Genomic DNA, 15,573 nt, shown 5'->3' on the forward strand with positions numbered 1-15,573 from the left:
AATGTCCGCATATTAGGAGTCGGGCTTTGCCGTCGTGCCGGTAAGAATGATTCAGACGGCCTGTCCGCGTCAGGGCAGGCCGTCTGAAACCGTTTGAAAAAACATTACTGAATTGAATTTATTGACAAGGATAACGCCATGGATGAAGTCATCATCAAAACCCCCGAGGAAATCGAAAAAATGCGCGAAATGGGCAAGTTGGTTGCCGAGGCGCTCGATTACATTGGCCAATTCGTCAAACCCGGCGTGACCACCAACGAGCTGGATAAGCTGGTGTACGACTATCATGTCAACGTGCAGGGCGGTTATCCGGCACCGCTCAACTACGGCAATCCGCCGTATCCGAAATCTTGCTGTATTTCCATCAATCATGTCATCTGCCACGGTATTCCTGATGATAAGCCTCTGAAAGAAGGCGACATCATCAACATCGACCTGACGATTAAAAAAGACGGTTTTCACGGCGATTCCAGCCGCATGTACGCCGTCGGCAAAATCAGCCCCATCGCGCAACGCTTGATTGACGTGACCCACGAATCCATGATGGCCGGTATCGCCGCTGTCAAACCGGGCGCGACTTTGGGCGATGTCGGTCACGCCTGTCAAACGGTTGCCGAAAACGCCGGTTATTCCGTGGTACAGGAATTTTGCGGCCACGGTATCGGCCGAGGTTTCCACGAAGCGCCGCAAGTCTTGCACTACGGCCGCAAAGGGCAGGGTTTGGTGTTGAAACCGGGCATGATTTTCACCATCGAGCCGATGGTTAACCAAGGCAAACGCCATTTGCGCATTTTGTCCGACGGCTGGACGGTCGTTACTAAAGACCGCTCACTGTCGGCGCAATGGGAGCATGAGGTCTTGGTCACTGAAACCGGCTGCGAGATTTTAACCATCAGCCCGGCTGCCGGCCGCCCGTAAGCAACATTCAGACGGCATGACTGCGATAAGCGGCATGCCGTCTGAAAGCTTAAAATGTTTATTTTTGTAAAATAGAAAAAATCAAACGATTAGCTGATTATCATAATACGCTGATTCATTTGTAATTTTTACGGCAAAATATTTACCGCAGAAATATTTATGCAAATGAACACAGAACGGATAAAACTTCTTTCAAATATACTGTCTAATAAGTTATCATGGGACACGGCTGGAGCTTTTATTTTAAAAGTAAGCTTGCTTCTGAGCATGCCGCGTTTCATCAACCCACAACAAACAATACGAGAAGAAGGAATATCATGAAGTCTTTTGAGAAAATTGACAATATCCGCGACATCCGCAAAAAACTCGGTTTGAATCAAATGGACTTTTGGAGTCGCATCGGTGTGACCCAATCCGGCGGCTCACGCTACGAGTCCGGCCGCAACATGCCCAAGCCTGTGCGCGAGCTGTTGCGACTGGTGCATATCGAGCGCGTGGATTTGGCTAAGGTCAACCGTGACGATTTGGCCGTAGCTTCGCTGCTCAAAGAGCGCGATCCCGAGCTGTATGCCTCGTTGAAAAAAGAATCCAAAGCCGAAAAAAGCAAGTAAGGGCTGAGGCTTAAAAAGGCCGTCTGAAACCATTATCCGCGTTTCAGACGGCCTTTTTGCGTTATAATGCCGTCAAACTTTTTTCAGACATTCAAGATACAGAATTCATTATGTTAGACAAATACAATCCCGCCGAAATCGAAGGTAAGCATTATCAAAATTGGGAGGCGCAAGGCTATTTCCAACCGAATATGGATTTGAGCCGCGAATCCTTTTCTATCCAACTGCCGCCGCCGAATGTAACCGGCACGCTGCACATGGGGCACGCCTTCAACCAAACCATTATGGACGGCTTGACCCGCTACCACCGCATGAAAGGCTGCAACACGGCTTGGATTCCGGGTACCGACCACGCCGGTATCGCCACGCAAATCGTGGTCGAGCGCCAGTTGGGTGCGGAAGACATTTCCCGTCATGATTTGGGGCGCGAAGCTTTCTTGGAAAAAGTGTGGGATTGGAAAAAAATCTCCGGCGGCACGATTACCGAGCAAATGCGCCGCGTCGGCTGCTCCGCCGATTGGACACGCGAATATTTTACCATGGACGACACCCGCGCCGCGATTGTGACCGAAGTGTTTGTACGCCTGTTTGAGCAGGGCTTGATTTACCGTGGCAAACGCTTGGTAAACTGGGATCCTGTTTTGGGTACGGCGGTGTCCGATTTGGAAGTGGAAAGCGTGGAAGAGCAAGGCTCGATGTGGCACATCCGCTATCCGCTGGCGGATAATCCGAGCGAAGCCGTGATTGTCGCCACTACCCGCCCCGAAACCCTGCTGGGCGACGTGGCCGTGGCCGTCAATCCTGAAGACGAGCGTTACCGCCACTTAATCGGCAAAGAATTGATTCTGCCGCTGACCGGCCGCACCATTCCGGTAATCGCCGACGAATACGTGGAAAAAGATTTCGGCACAGGCTGCGTGAAAATCACCCCCGCGCACGACTTCAACGACTACGAAGTCGGCAAACGCCACAATACCGCGCTGATTAATGTCTTCAGCTTGGACGCGAAAATCCTGCCGCAAGCCGAAGTGTTTGATTTCAAAGGTGAAGCGCAACAAGGTTTTGCGCTGCCGCAAGCCTATGCGGGTCTCGACCGTTTTGCGGCGCGTAAGCAGATGGTGGCCGATTTGGACGCGAAAGGTCTGTTGGCGGAAGTGAAACCGCACACCTTGATGACGCCTAAAGGCGACCGCACCGGTTCGGTGATTGAGCCGATGTTGACCAGCCAATGGTTTGTCGCCATGAGTGCCACGCCCGACAACAGTAAAGTGGCCGAGCCGGAGAGCGAGTTCAAAGGCATGAGCCTGGCGCAAAAAGCCAAACACGCCGTCGATAGCGGCGCGGTGCGCTTTATTCCGGAAAACTGGGTCAACACCTACAACCAATGGATGAACAACATCCAAGACTGGTGTATCTCGCGCCAGCTGTGGTGGGGTCATCAGATTCCCGCGTGGTACGATGAAGCGGGTAACGTGTATGTGGCGCGTAACCAAGAAGAAGCGGAAAAACTGGCCGGAACAAGCGGCCTGACCCGCGATGAAGACGTATTGGATACTTGGTTCTCATCCGCACTCGTGCCGTTTTCTACCTTGGGTTGGCCGTCTGAAACAGACGAACTCAAAGCCTTTCTGCCCAGCAATGTCTTGGTAACGGGCTACGAAATCATCTTCTTCTGGGTAGCGCGCATGATTATGATGACCACCCACTTTACCGGCAAAGTGCCGTTTAAAGATGTGTACATTCACGGCATGGTGCGAGACCACGAAGGCAAAAAAATGTCCAAATCCGAGGGTAATGTGATTGACCCCGTGGATTTGATTGACGGCATCGATTTGGAAAACCTGCTGGTCAAACGCACCACCGGCCTGCGCCGCCCCGAAAAAGCGCCGCAAGTTGTCGAAGCGACCAAAAAGCTGTTCCCCGAAGGCATTCCCGTATTCGGCGCGGACGCGCTGCGCTTTACCATGGCCAGCTACGCCAGCCTCGGCCGCAGCATCAATTTCGACTTCAAACGTGCCGAAGGTTACCGCAATTTCTGCAACAAATTGTGGAATGCCACCAATTTCGTGCTGATGAACGTGGAAGACAAAGACTGCGGCCAAGACGAAACCCAGCCGCTGGCTTACACCTTTGTCGATCAATGGATTATCGGCCGTTTGCAGCAAACCGAAGCCGCCGTCACCGAAGCCTTTGAAACCTACCGCTTTGACCTCGCCGCGCAAACGCTGTACGAATTTGTGTGGAACGAATATTGCGACTGGTACATCGAACTGGCAAAAGTGCAACTGCAAACCGGCTGTCCGAGCACGCAACGCGCCACTCGCCGCACGCTGGTGCGCGTTTTGGAAGTGATTCTGCGCCTGCTGCACCCGATTATGCCGTTTATTACCGAAGAGCTGTGGCAGACCGTGGCGCCGCTGGCGAATGCGAAACACACCGACAGCATTATGCTGGCCGCTTGGCCGGTGGCGGACGAAGAAAAAATCGTTCAGACGGCCTTTGATAAAATGGCTGCGCTGCAAGACCTGATCGGTACCGTGCGCAACCTGCGCGGCGAAATGGGCATTGCGCCCAACGTGAAAGCGCCGCTGTTTGTCGAAGGCGGCGCGGACTTGGCCGATTTGCTCAAATATCTGCCTTCCATGACCCGCCTGACCGAAGCCAAGCTGGTGGACAGCCTGCCGGAGAGCGACGACGCGCCCGTTGCCGTGTGCCAAAACGCCCGCCTGATGTTGAAAGTGGAAATCGACAAAGCCGCCGAAACCGCCCGCTTAACCAAAGAAGCGGAAAAACTGCAAAAGGCTTTGGACAAACTCAACGCCAAACTCAGCAAACCCGGCTACACCGAAAAAGCCCCCGCGCATTTGGTGGAAAAAGACAAAGCGGAATTGGCCGAGTTGGAAGATAAAATGGCCAAGGTACAGGCACAGTTGGCGAAGTTGAAAGACTGATTGGATTGTAACCCTGAATAAAATGCCGTCTGAAAACCCTATGGTTTTCAGACGGCATTTTTGTATGGAAATATCGCGGAGAAACGAACTTGCATACGGGAAGCTGTATATATGCCGAAGTTTATGAGCATTGGTAGGGCGAGGAAAACGATGTAGGTTGGGTTGCAAACCCAACACGGCTTGGGGTTTTTGTTGAGATTTTATGCCAACCTGCTGTTTTCATTTAAACTAACCAAACAAGGCCGTCTGAAAAACACATTCAGACGGCCTTGTTCATATTTTCCCCAAACTCAAAACCGAAACAATACCAAACTCAACGCCATCACCGCCATGCCCGAGGTCAGGCCGTACACCGTTTCGTGGCCGTCTGAATAGCGTTTGGCGGAGGGCAGCAATTCGTCCAGCGCCAAGAACACCATAATGCCGGAAATAAAGCCGAAGACCGAGCCGAACGCGGCGGGGGAAAGAAACGGTTTGAGCAGGGTGTAGCCCAATACCGCGCCCAGCGGTTCGGCCAAGCCGGAAACCAGACAGGCCAAGACGGTTAATTTTTTGTTGCGGGTGGCGAAATATACCGGCGCGGCGATGGAAATGCCTTCGGGGATATTGTGAATCGCAATCGCAAAGGCCAGCGGCAGGCCGAGCGAAGGGCTTTCCAGCGTGGCAAAAAAAGTCGCCAAGCCTTCGGGAAAGTTGTGCGCAGTAATGGCCAAGGCCGCCATCAGGCCGACGCGGGCGACATGGTTGCGCTGGTTTTCCTTGAATTTCGGGTCGTGCGGGTCTAGGGTTTCGTGCGGATTGGGCACCAAATGGTCAATCAGCGCAATGCCGCTGAGACCGACCAAAAAGGCAAATGTGGCATAGGCAAAACCCTTATCCGCGCCGTAACCCTCGGCAAAAGCGGCGCTGGATTTGTTGAAAATCTCCGTCAGTGACACAAACACCATCGCGCCGCCGGCAAAGGCCAAGCCAAACGCCAGCGCGCGCGGATTGGGATTTTTGGAAAACATCACCATGCCGCTGCCGAGCACGGTAAACAGGCCGGCGGCAAGGGTAATGCCGAAAGCAATCATTAAATTGGAAAGTTGGATGTCGATCATGATGGGAGGGTGTGCGGATAAAAGCGTACAATCCGTAAGGTTATCACAGATAAAAACGCTTATCATTAGTATTTTAAATATTGAGGCCGTCTGAACGGGATAATGACCAGGTCGGCGTATGGATTATAGGGAAAAATCATGATACTACCAAGCATTTATAGAAAAACGCTATGAATGGATAAGGGGAAAGATAGAGCGGCTTGGCTGCATTCAGACGGCCAAACCACAGTGGGGGCTTGAAAAACCTGCCGTGCTGGGGGAAACTGGCAGCATATTGTTTCCATTTTAAATAAGGACACTTTGCCATGACCCTCCCCGTTTTAGCTGTCACCTCCGGCGAGCCGGCCGGTATCGGCTCGGATATTTGTTTGGATTTGGCTTTTCATGATTTGCACTGCCGTCCGGTGGTGCTGTGCGACAAAAATTTGCTGCAACAGCGTGCCGCGATGTTGGGTAAGGCGGTCAAACTGGTGGATTTCAATCCGAACCTGCCGCATGACAAAAGGCCGGAAAAAGGCGAATTGGAAGTTTTGCATATTCCGTTGAACGCGCCTTGCGAAGCGGGCAAACTCAATCTGGCCAATGCCGCCTATGTGTTGCAATTATTGGATACCGCGCAGCAGGGGATTTCGGGCGGCCTGTTTGACGGCATGGTGACCGCGCCGCTGCACAAAGGCGTGATTAACGACGGCCTGCCCGAGCAGGGCTTTTTCAGCGGTCATACCGAATATCTGGCGGAAAAAAGCCACACGCCGCAGGTGGTGATGATGTTGGCGGGTGGCGGCTTGCGCGTGGCCTTGGTGACCACTCATCTGCCGCTCAAAGACGTGGCCGCCGCGATTACGCAGCCGCTGGTGGAATCGGTGGCGCGCATCTTACACGCCGACTTGCGCGACAAATTCGGCCTTGCCGCACCGCGTATTTTGGTAACGGGTTTGAATCCGCACGCGGGCGAGGGTGGGCATTTGGGCTGGGAGGAAATCGAGGTGATTATCCCCGCGCTGGAAAAATTGCAGGCAGAGGGCATAGACGTGCGCGGACCGTATCCGGCGGATACCGTGTTCCAGCCGTTTATGCTCAAAGATGCCGACGCGGTGTTGGCGATGTACCACGACCAAGGCTTGCCGACGCTGAAATACGCCTCTTTCGGCAAAGGCGTGAATGTGACGCTGGGGTTGCCGTTTATCCGCACCTCGGTCGATCACGGCACGGCGCTGGATTTGGCGGGTACGGGCAAAGCCGATTCGGGCAGCTTGATGGTGGCGGTGGAAACGGCGTTGGAGATGGCGCGGAACAGCCGCAGGTAATCGGGTAAGGGTGCGAACCCATCCCCTATATTCGGATGAATTTCCCCGATATGCCGTCTGAAAATATCCTTTTCAGACGGCATTCTGTTATACAATCAATCCGTTCACATCAAAAAAAGAAAGCCGCACACCATGCAATACCGAATCCGCCGCGACAGCGGGCAAACGAATCCCGATAATCCGCCGACAGGCAGCCCGTCTTGGGAGCGCGACACCCTGCGCGAAGTCTTGCTGGAAGCGTATAAAGACCGCCGCCGCGCCCGTTTTTGGCGCAATTTGTGGCGGGTGGTGGCCTTGCTGGTATTTCTGGCGTTTTTGGTCAGTCTCAACCGTGGCGGCGAAAACAGCAGCAAAGCGGTCATGCAGGCGGGCGGGGCGCATACGGCGGTCATCGAGCTGGACGGCACCATCGGCGGCGGCTACGAAGACCAAGTCAAAATGTTGCGAGACAGCATGCAGGCGGCCTACGACAACGGCAATGCCAAAGCAATTATTATCCGCGCCAACAGCCCGGGCGGTTCGCCGGTGGTGTCAAACACCGCGTTTAACGAAATCCGCCTGCTCAAAGCGCAACACAAAGACATTCCCGTGTATGTGGTGGCGGAGGACATGTGCGCCTCGGGCTGCTACTACATTGCGGCGGCGGCGGATAAAATTTATGCCGATCCGTCGAGTGTGGTCGGTAGTATCGGCGTCATCGGCGGTGGCTTTGACGTGACCGGTCTGATGGACAAGCTCGGTGTCAAACGCCGTCTGAAAACCTCGGGCAGCAACAAGGGTATGGGCGATCCTTTTAGCCCCGAAACGCCGGAGCAGACTAAAATCTGGAACGATATGTTGAACGACATTCAGGGCGAATTTGTCAAAGCCGTGCGACTGGGGCGCGGTGGCCGTCTGAAAGAGAAAGAAAATCCCGACCTGTTTAGCGGACGCATTTATACTGGCGTAGAAGCGAAAAAAGTCGGCCTGATTGACGATTTCGGCAATATTTACAGCGTGGCGCGCGATGTGGTGAAAGCGCCGAAACTGGTGAACTATACGCCGAAAGATGATTTCAGCAGGTTGTTGAGCCGCCGTTTGGGGGCGGAAATGAAAGCCGGGCTGGAAGACGCGGCGGCGAAGATTTGGTAAGCGGGCGGCAAAGGGCGCAGCTGCTGCCGTACCGTTTCTCGAAAATTAGCAAGGCCGTCTGAAATCAGGTTTTCAGACGGCCTTGCTGTTGCGCTGTTATTGTGTTGTTACAGCCTGCTCTGCCCGATTTTTTCGTTTAGAAAATCAATAAAGCTGCGCACTTTCGCGCTTAAAAAGGCGCGATCGACATAGGCGGCGTTGAGCTGCTCGGTCAGTAATTCATAATCGGGCAGCAGCCGTATCAAGCGGCCGTCTTCCAATTCTTGGCGCACCGTCCACAGCGGCTGGTAGCCGATACCACCGCCTGCGGTTACCAATTCGCGCACCATCAGCGTATTGTCGGTCAGCATGACTGGCTTTAGGCTGATGGCGGCGGTTGCGCCGTTGTCGCGGCGGCGGATGTCAAGGTGGCGCTGGTCGGTGTAGCTGGGCAGAATCGCTTGGTGGCGGGAAACGTCTTCCGGCGTGGTGGGCGTGCCGTTTGCCGCCAGATAATCCGGCGAGGCCACCAAAACAAATTCGATTTTCGCCAACGGTTTCACAATCAGCGACGGCGCAGGAGTGGATGACACGCGCAAGGCCAAGTCCACACCTTCGGCAATTAAATCCACATGGCGGTTGTCCAGCAGCAAATCCAGCGTCACCTCGGGATAGCGCGTGCGGTATTCCACCAGCCAGCGGCTCAACAGGCTGTTGGCAAACCACAGCGGCATGGTCACGCGCAACATGCCCTGCGGTTTGTCGGCGCCGCCGGCGGCTTTTTGCGCGGCGGTATCGAGCGTATCCAAGGCGTAGCTGCATTGGCGGTAGTATTCTTCGCCCGCCTCGGTCAGGTGCAGGTTGCGGCTGTTACGGTGCAACAGCTTGGCTTTAATCAGGTTTTCCACATGGCTGACATGTTTGCTGGCCATCGCGGTGGAAATGCCCAACTGCTCGGCGGCGCGGGTAAAACTGCCGCTCTGCACCACTTGGCGGAAGACTTTCAGGCTGAATAAAGTATCCATGGTTTCTTATCAGGAAATATTGTTTTAATAAAAGCAGTATATATTAACCGGATGAAAGTGACTATACTGCACTCATCCCAAAACACACACTTCAATGGAAATAAAAAATGAATGCTTTATCCCGCTTTCAACCGGTTTTGCTGTCTATTTTGCGTATTGTGACGGCTTATATGTTTATGCTGCACGGCTCGACCAAGCTGTTTCAGCTGCCGTATATTGAAAAATTTGCCGGCGTAGAACTTTTCTCGCTGTATGGTTTTGCCGGTATTTTGGAATTTTTCGGCGGTATCCTGCTGATACTGGGCTTGTTTACCCGCCCGGTTGCGTTTATCCTGTCAGGACAAATGGCCGTTGCCTACTTTATGGCGCACACTTCGCCTAATCCGCTGTTTCCGTTGATGACCGGCGGCGAAGGCGCAGCGTTGTTCAGCTTTATCTTTATCTACATCGCCTCCGCAGGCGGCGGCGCATGGGCGCTGGACAACAAACTGGGCAAAAAATAATCAGCCGGGTTAAACGGCATAGGGCGGGGCAAACGCTATCCCGCCGTCTGCCCGTTTACTTCGACGGATTTTATCCTTTTCAAAGCAGTTGTATTCACTAATCAAGGAGATTCAAACATGGCTTATCAAGATGTACAACAAGCGGCTGAAACCCGCCGCAGTATCTACGCATTAAACAAAAACCTGCCGATTTCCAACGCGGAAGTGCAAAAAATCGTCGAGCATGCGGTGAAACACACCCCGTCTTCGTTCAACTCGCAATCTACCCGTATCGTGGTGGCTTTCGGTGCAGAACATGAAAAAGTATGGGGCTTTATCGAAGACGCATTGCGCGCCATCGTACCGGCCGAGCAATTCGAGCCGACTGCGCAAAAACTGGCGATGTTCAAAGCCGGCGCCGCGACCATTTTGTTCTTTGAAGACCAAACCGTTGTCAAAGGTTTGCAAGAGCAATTCCCAGCCTACGCCGCCAACTTCCCGATTTGGTCAGAACACGGCAATGCCATGCACCAATACGCCATTTGGACAACTTTGGCTGCTGCCGGTGTCGGCGCTAACCTGCAACACTACAACCCGCTGCCGGATGCCGCCATTGCCAAAGCATACAACCTGCCCGACAGCTGGACGTTGCGTGCGCAAATGGTTATCGGCGGTATTGCCGCACCTGCCGGCGACAAAGAATTCCAACCGCTGGAAGAGCGTTTGAAAGTATTCGGCGCATAATCGCTGCTTGATACGGTTAAAATGAAAAAGGCCGTCTGAATCAATATTCAGACGGCCTTTTTTCTGACTGCTTAGTTTTTATTTACAACTGCCTGTGTCAGCGCGGCGCTGGCGTAAATCAGCGCAAATGCGCCCAAAGTTGTCAAAACGGCAAAAGCCGCTAAAGCGGCGAAAGAAGTGTGCAACATCATGAAGTTCCTATTATCAGTGTGTAAAGGGCTGAAAGCCCTGTTGGTATAACCCGAAAAGCGCGGTCTGCCATAAATGGTAAAACACATCGGGTTTGCTTTGTAGCAATATTACAAATTGTACACTTTTTATATAGATTAAGCCAGTTCTATATCGGGAAATTATTGTTGATAGCTTTTATCAAATAAAAGGCCATCTGAAAACAAAAGGGTATTTTTCAGACGGCCTTTATGACGCGCTTATGCTGCTCAGAATGTTAACCGAACACACGCTGCAAATGAGCACGGTAGTCGGCGGTAAACTGCTCGATTTGCGGATTTTTAATCACGTCGTTGCAGATAAAGGTCGGCAGACGGGTCATACCTAAGAATTCGTTGGCTTTGTGAAAGTGCAGATACACGCCGTCGGCGCCTTTGCCCTCGAAGAAATCGGTGGGGCGGTCGAAGGCTTCGATGGGTGCGTTCCATGTCAGCGACAGCATGTGTTTTTTGCCCTGCAGCAGGCCGCCTGTGCCGTAGCCATCGGCGGGTGCGGTGCGGTGGCGGCCGTCTGAATGATAGAGTTTGCCGTGTCCGGCGGTAAAGACTTCGTCGATGTATTGTTTGACTGTCCACGGTTCGCCCATCCACCAGCCGGGCATCTGCCAAATGACGGCGTCCATCCACAGGAAGTTTTCCACTTCTTTTTCGATGTTGTAACCATTGTCAATCACGGTTTCGCGGATATCGTGACCCAATGCCGTCAGAGGTTCTTTGGCCACGGCGTGCAGGGTGTGGTTCAGACGGCCGTGGGAGTGGGCGAAACTTTTGCCGCCGTCGAGTAAGAGGATATTCATGGGGTTTCCTTTTTTGAATGTTGAGGAAAAGGGCTTAGGGTTTGTCGGCATAGGCCGTCTGAAAGTCAGCGTGCCGACCTGTATCAATGTACTGCCAATGTCCCCGTTTTTTTAATTTCGTTCAAAATCAGTCGGGCGACTTTTTCGGAAGAGGCCGGATTTTGGCCGGTAATCAGTTTGCCGTCTTGTACCGCATAGGGTTGGAAATTCGGGCCGCTTTCGTATTTTGCACCCAGTTCGTGCAGGCGGGTCTCCAATAAATAAGGCACGGTTGCACCTTTTTCTTCGGCGTTGGTAAACGAATTGACGCGGCGGCCTTGCACAATCGGTTTGCCGTTGCTGTCGGTGGTGCCGATTAAACCGGCGGCACCGTGGCAGACGGAGGCGACGACTTTACCGTCGCGCCAGGCTTGCGAAACCAGTTTGGTCAGCGCCGGATTGTCGGCTTCGTCCCACATGGTGCCGTGGCCGCCCGGCAGGAATACGGCGGCGTAGCCCTTATCGCTGGCTTGGCTGACGGCTGGGGTATGGTTGAGTTTGTTTAAGGTGGCGGGGTCGTTTTGGAAACGCTCGACGCTGGCGGGGTTTTGTCCGGCAGTCTTGAGTGAACGCGGATCTATCGGCGCTTTGCCGCCTTTGATGGACACGATGTCCACCTGTACGCCTGCGTCTTGCAAGACATAATACGGGGTGGCGACTTCTTCGTACCATGCGCCGGTCGGTGCGCCGCCTGCGCCCATAGTGGCTTGTGAAGTCAGAATCATCAATACTTTTAAGGTTGCGGCTGCCATTGTTTTGCTCCTTGAAAATGAGGTCAAGCGGCAAAGGCCGTCTGAAAGCGGCCTGTCGGTTGGCTGTTTGATTAGATTTAAATACGGGTAAACACGTCTTCCGCTTTCAGACGGCCTTTGGGCGCGGTTGCATTGCGGTCGCTGTCGGCGTGGTAGCCGAGGGTGACGATGACGCTACTGTGCATGCCTTTTGAGTACAGGTCGAAGGTTTTGTCCAATATGTCGGCTTGGAAACCGCCGATGGTAGTGCTGTCTATGCCTTCCAGCGCGGCTGCCCACAAAAGCTGGCCGAGGGCGATATGGGTTTGGCATTCTGTCCACAAGGGGATTTTGCCAGCCGCGCGGTATTGGTTGACGTAAGCGCGGCGGCCACTGTCGTTGGATTCACGTCCGGCGGCGACTTCGGCGGCGCTGACTTTGTCCAGGTGCGCATTGGTAACGTCATCAAGGGTACACAAGACAACCACATGCGAGGCGTTCAATACTTTGGGAATGTTGTAATCGTCGCTGCCTTGCATGGATTCGGCAATGGCGGCTTTGGTTTCTTCTTTATCAGTTACGAAAAAATGCCAAGCCTGCACATTGGTGGAAGAGGGCGACAGGCGCAGGATTTCCAGCAAAGTGTCCAAGGTGGCGGCGGGGATTTTTTTTGTCGGATCGTAGGCTTTGGCGGTATAGCGCGTTTGCGCGACGGTAAGGGCGTTGTTCATGTCGGTACTCCTGCATGCGGCTGTCCCAGTAAAACGTTTTGGCCTGAGACGGACTGTGTGTTGGTTTTCATTTCAATAAAGTGATTGTAATCAGACGGCAGACATAGGGCTAATCGCTTTTGCTGATGTGGGTTATCGGGAATACTGATATGAGAAAGGCCGTCTGAAAAACCATATATCGCTATGGTTTTTCAGACGGCCTTGCGTATCGGACTCGCTATGGCTCACATCCCCGGGAACATGCCTTTCATCCCCTTCATGCCTTTGGCCATTTTCATCAGTTTGCCCAAGCCTTTGCCGCTGAACATTTTTATCATCTGCTGCGACTGTTCAAACTGCTTGAGCATTTTGTTGACTTCCTGCACATCCGTACCCGCGCCGGCGGCAATGCGGCGTTTGCGGCTGGCTTTAATCAGCGCGGGGTTGGCACGCTCTTTCGGGGTCATGGAATTGATGATGGCTTCCACTTTGCCCATCGCTTTTTCCGCCGTGCCCTCGGGGATTTGTTTGGAAATCTGACCGAGTTCGCCCGGCATTTTCGACATCAGGTTTTCCAAGCCGCCCATATTGCGCATTTGCTGGATTTGCTCTTTGAAGTCGTTCAAATCGAAGCCTTTGCCTTTTTGCAGCTTTTTCGCCATTTTGGTGGCGGCTTCTTCGTCAATGCCTTTTTGTACGTCTTCAATCAGGCTCAACACATCGCCCATGCCCAGAATGCGGCTGGCGATACGGTCGGGATAAAACGGCTCCAAGCCGCTGATTTTTTCGCCGACACCGATGAATTTTATCGGTTTGCCGGTGACTTGGCGCACCGACAAGGCCGCGCCGCCGCGCGAATCGCCGTCCATTTTGGTCAGCACCACGCCGGTCAGCGGCAGCGCTTCGTTAAACGCCTGCGCGGTGTTGACCGCGTCCTGACCCAACATCGCATCGACCACAAACAGCGTTTCCACCGGCTTCACCGCCGCGTGCAGCGCCTTAATCTCGTCCATCATTTCTTCATCAATGGCCAGACGGCCGGCGGTATCGACCATCAAGACATCGTAAAAATGTTTTTTGGCGTAATCCACGGCGGCAGTGGCAATTTCAACCGGCTTTTGGCTGACATCGGAGGGGAAAAAGTCCACACCCACCTGTTCGGCCAGCAAACGCAGCTGCTCAATCGCAGCCGGACGGTACACGTCGGCAGACACCACCAGAATTTTCTTTTTCTGCGTAGTTTTCAGCAGATTGGCCAACTTGCCGACGGTGGTGGTTTTACCCGCACCCTGCAAACCGGCCATTAATACCACCGCCGGCGGCGCCACTGCCAAATCCAACGAGGAGTTTTCCTTGCCCATCAGATCGATAAGCGCGTCGTTGACCACACCGATAAAGGCTTGGTCGGGTGTCAGGCTGCCGGCCACTTCGTGACCGAGTGCTTTTTCTTTGACATTGTTAATGAATTCTTTGACCACCGGCAGCGCGACATCGGCTTCCAGCAAAGCCAGCCGCACTTCGCGCAGGGCTTCTTTAATATTGTCTTCGGTCAGACGGGCTTGGCCGCGGATGTTTTTCAAGACGCTGGAAAAGCGGTTGGTTAAATTGTCTAACATGGTTATCCTGATTGTTTTTAAATTTCAGACGGCCTGCGCACGGCAGGGCATTCTTTGCTAAAATATTGCCAAATCCGGCGGCAGAGGCCGTCTGAATTTGAACATGACACAATGGGTTGCATTTTACACTAAGAATTTGGATTCATAAGCTGCGCGAAGCGGATTTTTTTCATGACAAAATGCAGAACAGGCGCGAAGGCGGGATACCGTTTATGAATATACGTACAGAAAGTTTGTTATGCCGATTATCTTGATTTGCCTGACGCTGGTGTATGCCGGGCTATCGTGTTTCGTGTGGATACACCAAAAAAAACGCAGTACGGGGCAGTCCTATCCCATCAAATTGGAATTGGCGGTATTGAGCGTGGCATTGCTGGTACACGGTGCGGCATTGTTGGTGCCTGTGTTGCAGGATAAAGTCCTGATTACCGGTTTCGGCTATTCCATCAGTTTGATTGTCTGGCTCATGCTGATGATGTATTGCATGGGCAGCTATTTCTACAACCTGCGCGGATTGCAGCTGCTACTGTATCCCTGTGCCACACTGACGCTGCTTCTGGGTATGCTGTTCCCCGGCAAGTTTATCGGCTATCAAATTAACGACATACCATTTATGTTGCACGTCGGATCTTCGCTGTTGGCTTACGGGCTATTCGGTATCGTAACCTTGTTTGCCGTTTTAATCCTGCTGCTCAACCGCAATCTGCACAAGCGCCGTTTCTCCCCTCTGGTTTCCTTCCTGCCACCGCTGTTGAGTTTGGAAAAACTGATGTTCCGCGGCATGTGGGTCGGTTTTATCCTACTAACATATTCCGTTGTCAGCGGCACTTTTTTTGCCGAAAGCGTTTTCGGCAAACCCGTTACCTTTACCCATAAAACCGTTTTCGGCATCCTCTCGTGGTTGATTTACGGCGGATTGCTGCTCAAACACAGTATGACTGCATGGCGCGGTAAAAAAGCCGCCGTTTGGACAATCATCGGTTTTATCAGCTTAGTATTGGCGTATGTGGGCAGTAAGTTTGTATTGGAAATTATTTTAGGCAGATAAAAAAGTCATGATGACATGATATTTGTCATGCAAAGAGGCCGTCTGAAATGAACATTTCAGACGGCCTTAGATGTATTTTGTTGGGAGGGTTGGCGTATTTTTGTATGGGAAGTAAAAGCGGATTAATAAAATTCTCAAATAAAACAGAGTAGTGTTA

General features: G+C 52.8%; 14 protein-coding genes. 8 read left to right on the top strand and 6 right to left on the bottom strand.

Annotated elements, in window-relative coordinates; all coding sequences use genetic code 11:
- Positions 1-138: 138 nt before the first annotated feature.
- From map to J2T37_RS09595, 3 genes are all read left to right on the top strand, one after another.
- Positions 139-918 (top strand): type I methionyl aminopeptidase, encoded by a 780-nt coding sequence (map, locus tag J2T37_RS09585; RefSeq protein WP_253355384.1) that lies wholly within the window; start codon positions 139-141, stop codon positions 916-918.
- 317 nt (positions 919-1,235) lie between these two features.
- Positions 1,236-1,529: a helix-turn-helix domain-containing protein gene (locus J2T37_RS09590; protein WP_253355385.1), complete on the top strand. Its 294-nt coding sequence runs from the start codon at positions 1,236-1,238 to the stop codon at positions 1,527-1,529.
- A 110-nt stretch (positions 1,530-1,639) separates the two neighbouring features.
- Entirely contained in the window at positions 1,640-4,480 is a 2,841-nt protein-coding gene (locus J2T37_RS09595; protein WP_253355386.1) for a valine--tRNA ligase, read from the top strand.
- Positions 4,481-4,770: 290 nt separating this feature from the next.
- Here J2T37_RS09595 and zupT read toward each other — a convergent pair whose 3' ends face one another.
- Positions 4,771-5,580 (bottom strand): zinc transporter ZupT, encoded by an 810-nt coding sequence (zupT, locus tag J2T37_RS09600; protein ID WP_253355388.1) that lies wholly within the window; start codon positions 5,578-5,580, stop codon positions 4,771-4,773.
- 305 nt (positions 5,581-5,885) lie between these two features.
- Here zupT and pdxA point away from each other — a divergent pair, with 305 nt between their 5' ends.
- Both pdxA and J2T37_RS09610 read left to right on the top strand, forming a co-directional pair.
- Entirely contained in the window at positions 5,886-6,887 is a 1,002-nt protein-coding gene (gene pdxA / locus J2T37_RS09605) for a 4-hydroxythreonine-4-phosphate dehydrogenase PdxA (RefSeq protein ID WP_253355389.1), read from the top strand.
- Positions 6,888-7,019: 132 nt separating this feature from the next.
- The gene (locus tag J2T37_RS09610; RefSeq protein WP_253355390.1) at positions 7,020-8,018 is read left to right on the top strand and encodes a S49 family peptidase; all 999 of its coding nucleotides are present in this window, start codon (positions 7,020-7,022) and stop codon (positions 8,016-8,018) included.
- A gap of 107 nt (positions 8,019-8,125) precedes the next feature.
- Here J2T37_RS09610 and J2T37_RS09615 read toward each other — a convergent pair whose 3' ends face one another.
- The gene (locus J2T37_RS09615) at positions 8,126-9,022 is read right to left on the bottom strand and encodes a LysR family transcriptional regulator (RefSeq protein WP_253355391.1); all 897 of its coding nucleotides are present in this window, start codon (positions 9,020-9,022) and stop codon (positions 8,126-8,128) included.
- A gap of 107 nt (positions 9,023-9,129) precedes the next feature.
- Here J2T37_RS09615 and J2T37_RS09620 point away from each other — a divergent pair, with 107 nt between their 5' ends.
- Together J2T37_RS09620 and J2T37_RS09625 are read left to right on the top strand one after the other, a co-directional pair.
- Complete coding sequence (locus tag J2T37_RS09620) at positions 9,130-9,525, top strand: DoxX family protein (protein ID WP_253355392.1); 396 nt, start codon at positions 9,130-9,132, stop codon at positions 9,523-9,525.
- Between the two features lie 117 nt (positions 9,526-9,642).
- On the top strand, positions 9,643-10,248 hold the full coding sequence (locus J2T37_RS09625) for a nitroreductase family protein (RefSeq protein ID WP_253355393.1): 606 nt from the start codon (positions 9,643-9,645) through the stop codon (positions 10,246-10,248).
- A 445-nt stretch (positions 10,249-10,693) separates the two neighbouring features.
- On the opposite strand, the gene J2T37_RS09630 is transcribed toward J2T37_RS09625, so the two are convergent.
- From J2T37_RS09630 to ffh, 4 genes are all read right to left on the bottom strand, one after another.
- Entirely contained in the window at positions 10,694-11,272 is a 579-nt protein-coding gene (locus J2T37_RS09630; RefSeq protein WP_253355394.1) for an NAD(P)H-dependent oxidoreductase, read from the bottom strand.
- Positions 11,273-11,355: 83 nt separating this feature from the next.
- Complete coding sequence (locus tag J2T37_RS09635) at positions 11,356-12,063, bottom strand: type 1 glutamine amidotransferase domain-containing protein (RefSeq protein ID WP_253355395.1); 708 nt, start codon at positions 12,061-12,063, stop codon at positions 11,356-11,358.
- 77 nt (positions 12,064-12,140) lie between these two features.
- Positions 12,141-12,773, bottom strand: a complete 633-nt coding sequence (locus J2T37_RS09640) for a nitroreductase family protein (protein WP_253355396.1) — start codon at positions 12,771-12,773, stop codon at positions 12,141-12,143.
- A 224-nt stretch (positions 12,774-12,997) separates the two neighbouring features.
- Entirely contained in the window at positions 12,998-14,368 is a 1,371-nt protein-coding gene (gene ffh / locus J2T37_RS09645; protein WP_253355398.1) for a signal recognition particle protein, read from the bottom strand.
- 238 nt (positions 14,369-14,606) lie between these two features.
- Here ffh and J2T37_RS09650 point away from each other — a divergent pair, with 238 nt between their 5' ends.
- On the top strand, positions 14,607-15,416 hold the full coding sequence (locus tag J2T37_RS09650; protein WP_253355400.1) for a cytochrome C assembly family protein: 810 nt from the start codon (positions 14,607-14,609) through the stop codon (positions 15,414-15,416).
- The last annotated feature ends 157 nt before the right edge of the window (positions 15,417-15,573 follow it).

Source organism: Neisseria perflava (assembly GCF_024170405.1).
GTDB lineage: Bacteria > Pseudomonadota > Gammaproteobacteria > Burkholderiales > Neisseriaceae > Neisseria > Neisseria perflava_B.

Coding starts and splice junctions, on each gene's coding strand:
- J2T37_RS09625 (WP_253355393.1), top strand. CDS start 9,643: ATGGCTTATCAAGATGTACAACAAGCGGCTGAAACCCGCCGCAGTATC.
- J2T37_RS09650 (WP_253355400.1), top strand. CDS start 14,607: ATGCCGATTATCTTGATTTGCCTGACGCTGGTGTATGCCGGGCTATCG.
- J2T37_RS09635 (WP_253355395.1), bottom strand. CDS start 12,063: ATGGCAGCCGCAACCTTAAAAGTATTGATGATTCTGACTTCACAAGCC.
- ffh (WP_253355398.1), bottom strand. CDS start 14,368: ATGTTAGACAATTTAACCAACCGCTTTTCCAGCGTCTTGAAAAACATC.
- map (WP_253355384.1), top strand. CDS start 139: ATGGATGAAGTCATCATCAAAACCCCCGAGGAAATCGAAAAAATGCGC.
- J2T37_RS09595 (WP_253355386.1), top strand. CDS start 1,640: ATGTTAGACAAATACAATCCCGCCGAAATCGAAGGTAAGCATTATCAA.
- J2T37_RS09590 (WP_253355385.1), top strand. CDS start 1,236: ATGAAGTCTTTTGAGAAAATTGACAATATCCGCGACATCCGCAAAAAA.
- pdxA (WP_253355389.1), top strand. CDS start 5,886: ATGACCCTCCCCGTTTTAGCTGTCACCTCCGGCGAGCCGGCCGGTATC.
- J2T37_RS09610 (WP_253355390.1), top strand. CDS start 7,020: ATGCAATACCGAATCCGCCGCGACAGCGGGCAAACGAATCCCGATAAT.
- J2T37_RS09630 (WP_253355394.1), bottom strand. CDS start 11,272: ATGAATATCCTCTTACTCGACGGCGGCAAAAGTTTCGCCCACTCCCAC.
- zupT (WP_253355388.1), bottom strand. CDS start 5,580: ATGATCGACATCCAACTTTCCAATTTAATGATTGCTTTCGGCATTACC.
- J2T37_RS09620 (WP_253355392.1), top strand. CDS start 9,130: ATGAATGCTTTATCCCGCTTTCAACCGGTTTTGCTGTCTATTTTGCGT.
- J2T37_RS09615 (WP_253355391.1), bottom strand. CDS start 9,022: ATGGATACTTTATTCAGCCTGAAAGTCTTCCGCCAAGTGGTGCAGAGC.
- J2T37_RS09640 (WP_253355396.1), bottom strand. CDS start 12,773: ATGAACAACGCCCTTACCGTCGCGCAAACGCGCTATACCGCCAAAGCC.